This is a genomic window from Xenorhabdus sp. SGI246 (assembly GCF_040838225.1).
Lineage (GTDB): Bacteria > Pseudomonadota > Gammaproteobacteria > Enterobacterales > Enterobacteriaceae > Xenorhabdus > Xenorhabdus indica.
Window position 1 is genome coordinate 1 of sequence record NZ_JBFPEZ010000022.1, and the last position, 12,881, is coordinate 12,881.

Consider the following 12,881-nt stretch of genomic DNA (forward strand, 5'->3'; position numbering starts at 1 on the left):
TGCTGGTGTTGTTGCTAAAGTGATCGCATAATTTTTTTAATGTGTTCATTTTGGAAGGGGCATCGACAGATGCCCTTTTTATACGTTGTTTTAAGAAGAACCTATCTCATCAATAGTTGTCTGATGGGTACGCTGACTGAATAGTTGTATTGAATTATTGGTGAGATAGGCTCTGATACAACGGATAGGCTTGGTATCGATCGGTTTTCAAGAATTCTTTCCAAAAAATAGTTTTCAAGAAAACAGATACAAAAAGTCCTGCTGAATTATGGCACCGAGTCAGATACAATTGCAATTATCTTTGGGTTCGGTCTGATTTGTTTTGCTCTTGCGAGGCAAGCTGGCTATCTATTTACATCATAGTTACTTACATATAGTTACAGGTTGGTTTATGAGTGCGAATAGCAATGCTCAAGAAAGCGGGCGTGGTCTTGATATAGCAAAATGGCTATTGGTGGCAGTGCTGCTGGTGGTTGCTATTGTGGGTAATTACTATTACCGGGAGTATAACCTGCCTCTGCGCGCGATAGCCGTTGTTGCTATTGTTGCCCTTGCAGGAGCAGTTGCATTGTGGACTGCGAAAGGTAAAGCTGCATTAGCATTTGCCCGTGAATCCCGCGTTGAAATGCGTAAAGTCATTTGGCCAACACGCCAGGAAGCTCTGCATACGACACTGATTGTTGCGGCAGTGACGGCTGTCATGTCTCTTATTTTGTGGGGGCTGGATGGTATTCTGGTGCGTTTAGTTTCATTTATTACAGGCCTGAGGTTTTAAGAATGTCTGAATCCCCAAAAAAGCGTTGGTATGTCATACAGGCATTTTCTGGGTTTGAAGGTCGTGTGGCTCAATCTCTGCGTGAGCATATCAAATTGCATGATATGGAAGATTCTTTCGGCGAAGTGATGGTGCCGACAGAAGAAGTTGTTGAGATCCGCAGTGGCCAACGTCGTAAAAGCGAGCGTAAGTTCTTCCCTGGCTATGTCTTGGTACAAATGGTAATGAACGATGCAACCTGGCATCTGGTTCGCAGTGTACCACGCGTAATGGGCTTTATCGGTGGTACATCTGACCGCCCGGCACCAATTAGTGATAAAGAAGTCGATGCGATTATGAATCGTCTTCAGCAGGTTGGTGATAAACCACGTCCAAAAACTTTGTTCGAACCAGGCGAAATGGTTCGTGTCAGCGATGGCCCGTTTGCGGACTTCAACGGCGTAGTGGAAGAAGTCGATTACGAGAAGAGCCGTTTGAAAGTTTCGGTTTCTATTTTTGGTCGTGCCACGCCAGTTGAGCTGGATTTCAGTCAGGTCGAAAAAGTTTGATCTGATGCTTAATTAAGCGAATTGGCTTGCAAAGGGTGTGAAATTAACATACAATTTCGCGCCTTTTGTTTTTATCTAGATAAGCAACTAAGTCTGGTAACAAACATAACTTTTTTTGTGGTCTGGTCTTATATTAGGTTATTAGACGAGGCCTGAATCGTTAGGGGAGCCTCTTTCTGGAGGCGATAACACCCATATAGAGGAAAAATATAGATGGCTAAGAAAGTACAAGCCTACGTTAAGCTGCAAGTTGCAGCAGGTATGGCTAACCCAAGCCCACCAGTTGGTCCAGCTTTGGGTCAGCAAGGTGTTAACATCATGGAATTCTGTAAGGCGTTCAATGCTAAAACTGAAAGCCTTGAAAAAGGCCTGCCAATTCCAGTTGTTATCACTGTTTACGCAGACCGCTCTTTCACTTTTGTTACTAAAACCCCACCAGCGGCTGTCCTGCTGAAGAAAGCTGCAGGCATCAAATCTGGTTCTGGTAAGCCGAACAAAGAAAAAGTTGGTAAAGTAACCAGCGCTCAGATTCGTGAAATTGCTGAAACTAAAGCTGCGGACATGACTGGTGCTGACATTGACGCAATGATGCGTTCAATCGAAGGTACTGCTCGTTCCATGGGCCTGGTAGTGGAGGGTTAATCAATGGCTAAACTGACCAAGCGCATGCGCACTATTCGTGAAAAAGTTGATGCAACTAAACAATACGACATCAATGAAGCCGTTGTTCTGCTAAAAGAATTAGCTACCGCTAAATTCGTAGAAAGCGTTGACGTAGCTGTTAATCTTGGCATTGATGCGCGTAAATCTGACCAGAACGTTCGTGGTGCAACTGTACTGCCACACGGTACTGGTCGTTCAGTACGTGTTGCTGTATTTACTCAGGGCGCAAACGCTGAAGCAGCTAAAGCTGCTGGTGCAGAACTGGTAGGTATGGAAGATCTGGCTGAACTGGTTAAGAAAGGCGAGATGGATTTCGACGTAGTTATCGCATCTCCAGATGCAATGCGCGTTGTTGGCCAATTGGGTCAAATTCTGGGTCCACGTGGCCTGATGCCAAACCCAAAAGTTGGTACTGTAACTCCTAACGTTGCAGAAGCGGTACAAAACGCTAAAGCAGGTCAGGTTCGTTACCGTAACGACAAAAACGGTATTATCCATACCACCATCGGTAAAGTTGACTTTGATGCTGACAAACTGAAAGAAAACCTGGAAGCTCTGTTGGTTGCGCTGAAAAAAGCTAAGCCATCTTCTGCTAAAGGCGTTTACATCAAGAAAGTTAGCCTGTCCACTACCATGGGCGCAGGTGTTGCAATCGACCAGTCTGGTCTGAACACCGCAGCTTAATAATTTAAGCTAAAAGCGAATAACGCTTTACCTTGGCGTCAGATTTGTCTAAAATCTGACGCTTCGAATTTGCCTGAACAGATGTATAACAATTGATAATAATTGATACATAAAATCTATCAGAGCAAATCACAGTTTTCGGTTGGAGCTTGGCCTAATCCAAGCCCCGTCCAAGACCGCAGGCGTAAGTAATTACTTAATATCCTGCGTAGACGGTGACAGAGCCAAAGGAAATTTATTTTCTGGATTCTGCTCACCGTGTTTCAGCGCTCAGGCACATTTCGTGCTCTGAGTGAAGTGAGTCCCGGGTTTGCCCGGTTAATCCAGGAGCAAGAAGCTAATGGCACTAAATCTTCAAGACAAACAAGCGATTGTTGCTGAAGTCAGCGAAGTAGCCAAAGGCGCGCTGTCTGCGGTTGTTGCGGATTCTCGCGGCGTTACCGTAGATAAAATGACTGAACTGCGTAAAGCAGGTCGCGAAGCTGGCGTTTACATGCGTGTTGTTCGTAACACTCTGATGCGCCGTGCTGTTGAAGGTACTGAATATGAGTGCCTGAAAGAAGCGTTTGTTGGTCCAACCTTGATTGCTTTTTCTAACGAACATCCGGGCGCCGCTGCTCGTCTGTTCAAAGATTTCGCGAAAGCGAACCCAGCATTCGAGATTAAAGCAGCAGCCTTTGAAGGTGAGTTTATCCCAGCGAGCAACATCGATCGTCTGGCAACACTCCCAACTTACGAAGAAGCAATCGCACGCCTGATGTCAACCATGAAAGAAGCCGCTGCAGGCAAACTGGTTCGCACCTTGGCTGCGCTACGCGATCAGAAAGAAGCTGCTTAATTGCTTATTTCCTTCGTTGCTTTTTAACGTATAAATTTTTTCTGAATTTTAGGAACACTTGTTATGTCTATCACTAAAGAACAAATTCTGGACGCAGTTGCAGAAATGTCTGTAATGGACGTTGTTGAACTGATCAGCATGATGGAAGAAAAATTCGGCGTTTCTGCTGCTGCGGCTGTTGCTGTAGTTAGTGGTGCTGCTGAAGCAGTTGAAGAGAAAACTGAATTCGACGTAATCCTGACTGGCGCTGGTGCTAACAAAGTTGCTGTAATCAAAGCAGTACGTGGTGCAACTGGCCTGGGTCTGAAAGAAGCTAAAGACCTGGTTGAAAGCGCACCAGCAGCACTGAAAGAAGGCATCAGCAAAGAAGACGCTGAAGCTCTGAAAAAATCTCTGGAAGAAGCAGGTGCTTCTGTTGAGATCAAGTAAGATCAGTTTGAAGTTCGCAGCCTGATTATTAAGGCTGGCGGCTGGCGGTTTTTTAATCGCCAGCCTTTTTGCGCTGTAGAGCACCTTATTGTTTTATAAGATCATTGTTTTATAAAGTCATTTTGGAGTTTTATAAGGCATATGCGCTATAGAGCACAACGCAGGGAGTTAGTAGCATTTCACACTGTTTGGCTGCTAATGAACCCAGAATACTCTTTCCTATTGACGACTTAATATACTGCGTTCTCAGCTACGATCCACTCGGGTAGCTCGGTAGTAAGTAACGCAATGAAATGATTTAAGAGTAATAGTAATGAGTATTACAGAAAATATTCTATTTTCTGTTCGAAAAAATAGTGTTGCAGAGTGCTGTCCTTAAGGGCGGACAGAGTGGGTCACTTATCAGCGAGCTGAGGAACCCTATGGTTTACTCCTATACCGAGAAAAAACGTATTCGTAAGGATTTTGGTAAACGTCCACAAGTTTTGGATGTTCCATATCTTCTTTCTATCCAACTTGACTCGTTCCAGAAGTTTATCGAGCAAGATCCTGAAGGCCAGAATGGACTGGAAGCGGCCTTCCGTTCTGTGTTCCCAATTCAGAGTTACAGCGGCAGTTCTGAGCTGCAATATGTAAGCTACCGTCTTGGCGAACCTGTTTTTGATGTTCAAGAATGTCAGATCCGTGGCGTGACTTATTCTGCTCCACTGCGCGTTAAACTGCGTCTGGTGATCTATGAGCGTGAAGCGCCAGAGGGTACAGTTAAGGACATCAAAGAACAAGAAGTCTACATGGGTGAAATTCCACTCATGACTGATAATGGGACTTTCGTTATCAACGGTACTGAGCGCGTAATCGTATCTCAGTTGCATCGTAGCCCAGGCGTTTTCTTTGACAGCGATAAGGGTAAAACCCATTCATCCGGTAAGGTACTGTATAATGCACGTATCATTCCTTACCGTGGTTCATGGCTGGATTTCGAATTCGATCCTAAAGATAATCTGTTTGTGCGTATTGACCGCCGTCGTAAATTGCCGGCTTCGATTATTCTGCGTGCGATGGATTACACTACTGAAGACATTCTGAATCTGTTCTTCGACAAAACTATTTTCGAAATCCGCGACAACAAGTTGCAGATGACTCTAGTACCAGAACGTCTGCGTGGTGAGACTGCTTCATTTGATATTGAAGCAAACGGCAAAGTATATGTTGAAAAAGGCCGTCGTATCACTGCTCGTCATATCCGTCAGTTAGAGAAAGATCAGGTAGACCGTATTGAGGTGCCTGTCGAATATATCGCGGGTAAAGTTGTTGCGAGAGATTACATCGATCAGAACACAGGTGAAATCATCTGTTCTGCTAACATGGAACTCTCTTTGGATCTGCTGGCGCGTTTGAGCCAATCTGGTCATAAATCCATTGAAACTCTGTTTACTAACGACTTGGACCACGGTGCATACATCTCCGAAACTCTGCGTATTGACCCAACCAACGATCGTTTGAGCGCACTGGTTGAAATTTACCGCATGATGCGTCCGGGTGAACCACCAACCCGCGAAGCAGCAGAAAACTTATTTGAGAACTTGTTCTTCTCTGAAGATCGTTATGATCTGTCTGCTGTTGGCCGTATGAAGTTCAACCGTTCTCTGGATCGTGAAGAGGTTGAAGGTTCCGGTATCCTGAGCAAAGACGACATCATTGATGTCATGAAGAAGCTTATCGATATCCGTAACGGTAAAGGCGAAGTGGATGATATTGACCATTTGGGCAACCGTCGTATTCGTTCCGTTGGCGAAATGGCTGAAAACCAGTTCCGTGTTGGTCTGGTACGTGTAGAACGTGCGGTGAAAGAGCGCTTGTCTCTGGGTGATCTGGATACCCTGATGCCACAGGACATGATCAACGCTAAGCCAATTTCTGCGGCAGTGAAAGAGTTCTTTGGTTCCAGCCAGTTGTCTCAATTTATGGATCAGAACAACCCACTGTCTGAAATTACCCATAAACGTCGTATTTCTGCTTTGGGCCCAGGTGGTCTGACCCGTGAGCGAGCAGGCTTTGAAGTTCGAGACGTACACCCGACTCACTATGGTCGTGTATGTCCAATCGAAACGCCTGAAGGTCCAAACATCGGTCTGATTAACTCACTGTCTGTTTATGCACGTACTAACGAATATGGTTTCCTTGAAACCCCTTACCGTTTAGTGCGCGACGGTGTAGTAACAGATGAGATTCACTACCTGTCAGCGATTGAAGAGGGTAATTACGTCATTGCGCAGGCTAACTCCGCATTAGACGAAGAAGGCCACTTCATTGAAGAACTGGTAACTTGCCGTCACTATGACGAATCCAGCTTATTTAACCGTGATCAGGTTCAGTACATGGACGTTTCGACACAACAGATCGTGTCCGTCGGTGCTTCCTTGATCCCATTCCTTGAACACGATGACGCCAACCGTGCATTGATGGGTGCAAACATGCAACGTCAGGCAGTTCCAACTCTGCGTGCAGATAAGCCGCTGGTCGGAACAGGTATGGAGCGTGCAGTAGCGGTTGACTCTGGTGTAACCTCCGTTGCTAAACGTGGTGGTGTGGTTCAGTACGTTGACGCATCCCGTATCGTGATTAAGGTTAACGAAGATGAAATGTACGCAGGTGAAGCGGGCATTGATATCTATAACCTGACCAAATATACCCGTTCTAACCAAAACACTTGTATCAACCAGATGCCATGTGTATCTCTGGGCGAACTCGTAGAACGTGGTGACGTTCTGGCTGATGGTCCATCCACTGACTTGGGTGAACTGGCACTGGGTCAGAACATGCGTGTGGCGTTCATGCCATGGAATGGTTATAACTTCGAGGACTCCATCCTCGTATCTGAACGTGTAGTTCAGGAAGACCGTTTTACCACTATTCATATTCAAGAACTGGCTTGTGTATCCCGTGATACCAAACTGGGGCCTGAAGAGATCACCGCTGACATCCCTAACGTGGGTGAAGCCGCTCTGTCTAAACTGGACGAATCCGGTATTGTTTATATCGGTGCGGAAGTGAAAGGTGGTGACATTCTGGTAGGTAAAGTGACACCGAAAGGTGAAACGCAGTTAACGCCAGAAGAAAAACTGTTGCGTGCGATCTTTGGTGAGAAAGCATCTGATGTTAAAGACTCATCACTGCGCGTACCGAACGGTGTTTCCGGTACTGTTATCGACGTACAGGTCTTTACCCGTGATGGTGTAGAAAAAGACAAGCGTGCGTTGGAAATCGAAGAGATGCAGTTGCGTCAGGCGAAAAAAGACCTGACTGAAGAACTGCAAATTTTCGAAGCTGGTCTGTTTGCCCGTATTCGCAATGTACTGATTTCCGGTGGCATTGAAGCGGAAAAATTAGACAAACTGCCACGTGAGCGCTGGTTAGAATTGGGTCTGGCTGATGAAGATAAACAAAATCAGCTTGAGCAATTGGCAGAACAGTATGACGAACTGAAAGCTGAGTTCGAGAAGAAGCTGGATGCTAAGCGCCGTAAAATCACTCAGGGTGATGACTTGGCACCAGGCGTGCTGAAAATTGTCAAAGTTTATCTGGCAGTGAAACGTCAGATCCAACCTGGTGACAAGATGGCAGGTCGTCACGGTAACAAGGGTGTCATCTCTAAGATTAACCCAATCGAAGACATGCCTTACGATGAAAACGGTACGCCGGTTGATATCGTACTGAACCCGCTGGGCGTACCATCACGTATGAACATCGGTCAGATTCTGGAAACCCATTTAGGTATGGCGGCGAAAGGCATTGGTGACAAGATCAATGCGATGCTGAAACAGCAGCAAGAAGTTGCCAAACTGCGTGAATTCATCCAGAAAGCATATGATCTGGGTGATGATACCCGTCAGAAAGTTGATTTGAATACTTTCACTGACGACGAAGTCATGCGTCTGGCTGAAAACTTGAAGAAAGGGATGCCAATCGCAACTCCAGTCTTCGACGGTGCGAAAGAGACTGAAATCAAAGAGCTGTTGAAATTGGGTGGTTTGCCGACCTCTGGTCAGATCACTCTGTTTGATGGCCGTACTGGTGAGCAATTTGAGCGTCAGGTAACAGTTGGTTACATGTACATGCTGAAATTGAACCACTTGGTTGATGACAAGATGCATGCTCGTTCTACTGGTTCTTACAGCCTGGTTACTCAGCAGCCACTGGGTGGTAAGGCACAGTTCGGTGGTCAGCGTTTCGGTGAAATGGAAGTATGGGCACTGGAAGCATACGGTGCTGCATATACTCTGCAAGAAATGCTTACTGTTAAATCTGATGATGTTAACGGTCGTACCAAGATGTATAAAAACATCGTGGATGGTAACCACCAGATGGAACCAGGTATGCCGGAATCTTTCAACGTATTGCTGAAAGAGATCCGTTCCTTGGGTATTAACATCGAGCTGGAAGACGAATAAATTGTTTTCCGCTGGCGCTGTCCGGCCTTATGTTGAAACCGGGTTTTGAAACGTTGTGTTGAAACATTGCGTTGAAACATATAGCAATGTCGGGCAGTTTGCCAGCCAGTGGTTACACTGGTCATAGGGGGGAGTGGCATGGGCCACTCACCTAACAGGTCTAACTCCGACAGGAGCCATTTCGTGAAAGACTTATTGAAGTTTCTGAAAGCGCAAACTAAGACCGAAGAGTTTGATGCGATCAAAATTGCTCTGGCCTCTCCAGATATGATCCGTTCGTGGTCATTCGGAGAAGTAAAAAAGCCGGAAACCATTAACTACCGTACGTTCAAACCTGAGCGTGACGGACTTTTCTGTGCGCGTATTTTCGGGCCGGTAAAAGATTACGAATGCTTGTGTGGTAAATACAAGCGCTTGAAACACCGTGGTGTGATTTGTGAGAAGTGTGGTGTTGAGGTGACTCAGACTAAAGTTCGTCGTGAACGTATGGGTCACATTGAACTGGCATCTCCAACTGCCCACATCTGGTTCCTGAAATCACTGCCGTCCCGTATTGGTTTGCTGCTGGATATGCCACTGCGCGACATTGAACGCGTATTGTACTTCGAATCCTATGTAGTTGTTGAAGGTGGCATGACCAGCCTTGAGCGCGGCCAGATCCTGACTGAAGAACAGTATCTGGATGCACTGGAAGAATTCGGTGATGAATTCGACGCCAAAATGGGCGCGGAAGCGATCCAATCTTTGTTGAAAAACATGGATCTGGAAAACGAATGTGAAACCCTGCGTGAAGAACTGAACGAAACCAACTCTGAAACTAAGCGTAAGAAGCTGACCAAGCGCATTAAGCTGCTGGAAGCCTTCATTCAGTCTGGCAACAAGCCAGAGTGGATGGTTCTGACTGTTCTGCCAGTTCTGCCGCCGGATCTACGTCCATTGGTTCCACTGGATGGCGGCCGTTTTGCAACTTCAGACCTGAACGATCTGTATCGTCGCGTTATTAACCGTAACAACCGTTTGAAACGCCTGCTGGATCTGGCTGCGCCAGACATCATCGTACGTAATGAAAAACGTATGTTGCAGGAAGCGGTTGATGCGCTGTTGGACAACGGTCGTCGTGGTCGTGCGATTACGGGTTCCAATAAACGTCCTCTGAAATCCCTGGCAGACATGATCAAGGGTAAACAAGGCCGTTTCCGTCAGAACCTGCTAGGTAAACGTGTTGACTACTCAGGCCGTTCTGTAATTACCGTAGGTCCATACTTGCGTCTGCATCAGTGTGGTTTGCCTAAGAAGATGGCGCTGGAACTGTTCAAGCCATTCATCTACGGTAAGCTGGAACTGCGTGGTTTGGCGACTACCATCAAAGCAGCCAAGAAGATGGTTGAACGTGAAGAAGCGGTTGTATGGGATATTCTTGATGAGGTTATCCGTGAGCACCCGGTTTTGTTAAACCGTGCACCAACCCTTCACCGTCTGGGTATTCAGGCATTCGAACCGGTTCTGATCGAAGGTAAAGCAATCCAGTTGCACCCACTGGTGTGTGCGGCGTATAACGCCGACTTTGACGGTGACCAGATGGCTGTTCACGTACCGTTGACACTGGAAGCCCAGTTGGAAGCGCGTGCGTTGATGATGTCTACCAACAACATCCTGTCTCCAGCGAGTGGTGAACCAATCATCGTTCCATCTCAGGACGTTGTATTGGGTCTGTACTACATGACTCGTGACTGTGTTAACGCGAAAGGCGAAGGCATGGTTTTGACCGGCCCTAAAGAAGCAGAACGCGTATACCGCGCAGGTCTGGCTTCTCTGCATGCCCGTGTCAAAGTTCGTATCACTGAAGAAGTGAAAGATGGTGAAGGTAATGTCACTGTCAACACAGGATTGGTTGATACGACCATTGGTCGTGCCATCCTGTGGATGATCGTACCAAAAGGTTTGCCGTATTCATTGATTAACCAGCCACTGGGTAAAAAAGCTATCTCCAAGATGCTGAATACCTGTTACCGCATACTGGGCTTGAAACCAACCGTTATTTTGGCTGACCAGACCATGTATACCGGTTTTGCTTACGCTGCCCGTTCAGGGGTATCCGTAGGTATTGATGACATGGTTATTCCTGAGAAGAAAGAAGGCATCATTGCAGAAGCTGAAGCCGAAGTTGCCGAAATTCAGGAACAGTTCCAGTCAGGTCTGGTAACTGCGGGCGAACGTTATAACAAGGTTATCGATATCTGGGCTGCGGCGAATGAGCGTGTTGCTAAGGCGATGATGGAAAACCTCTCTTCTGAAACTGTGATTAACCGTAATGGTGAAGAAGAACAGCAGGTTTCCTTCAATAACATCTTTATGATGGCCGACTCCGGTGCTCGTGGTTCTGCGGCTCAGATCCGTCAGTTGGCGGGTATGCGTGGTCTGATGGCAACGCCAGATGGCTCCATCATCGAGACCCCAATTACTGCGAACTTCCGTGAAGGTCTGAACGTACTCCAGTACTTCATCTCAACTCACGGTGCTCGTAAAGGTCTTGCGGATACCGCATTGAAGACTGCGAACTCCGGTTACCTGACACGTCGTCTGGTTGACGTTGCTCAGGATCTGGTTGTCACTGAAGATGACTGTGGTACTCACGACGGTATTTTGATGACCCCGGTTATCGAAGGTGGTGACGTTAAAGAACCTCTGCGTGAGCGTGTACTGGGCCGTGTGACTGCTGAAGACGTTCTGAAACCAGGTTCAGCGGACATTCTGGTTCCACGTAATACACTGCTGAACGAAAAATGGTGTGACCTGTTAGAAGAAAACTCCGTTGACAGCGTGAAAGTACGTTCCGTCGTGAGTTGTGAAACTGACTTCGGTGTTTGTGCGAAATGCTACGGACGTGACCTTGCTCGTGGACATATCATCAACAAAGGTGAAGCAGTTGGTGTTATTGCGGCACAGTCAATCGGTGAACCAGGTACACAGTTGACGATGCGTACGTTCCATATCGGTGGTGCGGCATCTCGTGCGGCAGCAGAATCCAGCATTCAGGTACGTAACAAAGGTCAGCTTAAACTGACAAACGCAAAATTTGTTACTAACTCTGTGGGCAAACTGGTTATTACTTCCCGTAATACCGAATTGCGCCTGATTGACGGCTTCGGTCGTACGAAAGAAAGCTATAAAGTACCTTACGGTGCGGTATTGGCTAAAGGTGATGGTGAAGCAGTAACCGGCGGTGAAACTGTTGCGAACTGGGATCCACACACCATGCCAGTCGTGAGTGAAGTGTCCGGTATCATCCAGTTCTACGACATGGTTGATGGTCAAACCATCACCCGCCAGACGGACGAACTGACTGGTCTGTCATCACTGGTCGTTCTGGATAGTGCAGAGCGTACTGGTAGTGGTAAAGACCTGCGTCCGGCACTGAAAATCGTTGATGCTCAGGGTAACGATGTTCTGATCCCAGGTACAGATATGCCTGCTCAGTACTTCCTGCCGGGTAAAGCGATTGTTCAGTTGGAAGATGGCATGGCTATCTCTGCGGGTGATACGCTGGCGCGTATTCCTCAGGAATCTGGCGGTACTAAAGATATCACCGGTGGTCTGCCACGCGTTGCAGACCTGTTCGAAGCTCGTCGTCCGAAAGAGCCTGCTATCCTGGCAGAGATTAGTGGTATCGTTTCTTTCGGTAAAGAAACCAAAGGCAAGCGTCGTCTGGTAATCAGCCCACTGGATGGTGGTGATGCTTACGAAGAGATGATCCCTAAATGGCGTCAGCTCAACGTGTTCGAAGGTGAGGTTGTTGAACGTGGTGACGTGATCTCCGATGGCCCAGAATCTCCACATGACATTCTGCGTTTGCGTGGTGTTCATGCTGTTGCCCGTTACATCACCAACGAAGTTCAGGAAGTTTACCGTCTGCAAGGCGTTAAGATTAACGATAAACACATTGAAGTTATCGTTCGTCAGATGCTGCGTAAAGTTACCATTGCAAGTGCGGGAAGCTCTGAATTCCTTGAAGGCGAGCAGGTTGAATACGCACGCGTTAAAGTTGCTAACCGTAAATTGGAGCAGGACGGTAAAGTCTCTGCGACTTTCCACCGTGATCTGTTGGGTATTACCAAAGCGTCACTGGCAACAGAATCCTTCATTTCTGCGGCGTCGTTCCAGGAAACAACCCGCGTACTGACTGAAGCTGCTGTTGCAGGTAAGCGTGATGAGCTGCGAGGCCTGAAAGAGAACGTTATTGTGGGTCGTCTGATCCCTGCGGGTACAGGTTATGCTTACCATCAGGATCGTATGCGTCGTCGTCACGAAAATGAAGTGGTTGAAGCACCACAAGTTAGTGTTGACGAAGCCACTGCAAACCTTGCTGAATTGTTGAATGCTGGTTTCGGTAGCAGCAATAACGAGTAAACTCGTGATGATGAATAATAGTATACTTAATCAGTATCGCTAATTGTAAAATGCCCTCTCTTGGTAGAGGGCATTTTTTATTGGGT

8 protein-coding genes are annotated in these 12,881 nt (G+C 46.9%); all 8 read left to right on the plus strand.

Annotated features, from left to right (window positions below; translation table 11 throughout):
- Nucleotides 1-391 precede the first annotated feature (391 nt).
- The 8 genes from secE (at nucleotide 392) to rpoC (ending at nucleotide 12,795) form a co-directional block, all read left to right on the plus strand.
- Nucleotides 392-775 carry a preprotein translocase subunit SecE gene (secE, locus tag ABLA85_RS05690; protein ID WP_038260752.1) on the plus strand — a complete coding sequence of 128 codons (384 nt, stop codon included), beginning with the start codon at nucleotides 392-394 and terminating at the stop codon, nucleotides 773-775.
- A 2-nt stretch (nucleotides 776-777) separates the two neighbouring features.
- Nucleotides 778-1,323: a transcription termination/antitermination protein NusG gene (nusG, locus tag ABLA85_RS05695; protein WP_038260749.1), complete on the plus strand. Its 546-nt coding sequence runs from the start codon at nucleotides 778-780 to the stop codon at nucleotides 1,321-1,323.
- A gap of 213 nt (nucleotides 1,324-1,536) precedes the next feature.
- The gene (gene rplK, locus ABLA85_RS05700) at nucleotides 1,537-1,965 is read left to right on the plus strand and encodes a 50S ribosomal protein L11 (protein WP_367962133.1); all 429 of its coding nucleotides are present in this window, start codon (nucleotides 1,537-1,539) and stop codon (nucleotides 1,963-1,965) included.
- A 3-nt stretch (nucleotides 1,966-1,968) separates the two neighbouring features.
- Nucleotides 1,969-2,670: a 50S ribosomal protein L1 gene (gene rplA / locus ABLA85_RS05705; protein WP_038260744.1), complete on the plus strand. Its 702-nt coding sequence runs from the start codon at nucleotides 1,969-1,971 to the stop codon at nucleotides 2,668-2,670.
- 340 nt (nucleotides 2,671-3,010) lie between these two features.
- Entirely contained in the window at nucleotides 3,011-3,508 is a 498-nt protein-coding gene (gene rplJ / locus ABLA85_RS05710; RefSeq protein WP_340620201.1) for a 50S ribosomal protein L10, read from the plus strand.
- A gap of 63 nt (nucleotides 3,509-3,571) precedes the next feature.
- Nucleotides 3,572-3,937 carry a 50S ribosomal protein L7/L12 gene (gene rplL / locus ABLA85_RS05715; RefSeq protein ID WP_340620202.1) on the plus strand — a complete coding sequence of 122 codons (366 nt, stop codon included), beginning with the start codon at nucleotides 3,572-3,574 and terminating at the stop codon, nucleotides 3,935-3,937.
- Between the two features lie 422 nt (nucleotides 3,938-4,359).
- On the plus strand, nucleotides 4,360-8,388 hold the full coding sequence (gene rpoB, locus ABLA85_RS05720; RefSeq protein WP_367962134.1) for a DNA-directed RNA polymerase subunit beta: 4,029 nt from the start codon (nucleotides 4,360-4,362) through the stop codon (nucleotides 8,386-8,388).
- A 183-nt stretch (nucleotides 8,389-8,571) separates the two neighbouring features.
- Complete coding sequence (gene rpoC, locus ABLA85_RS05725; protein WP_367962135.1) at nucleotides 8,572-12,795, plus strand: DNA-directed RNA polymerase subunit beta'; 4,224 nt, start codon at nucleotides 8,572-8,574, stop codon at nucleotides 12,793-12,795.
- The last annotated feature ends 86 nt before the right edge of the window (nucleotides 12,796-12,881 follow it).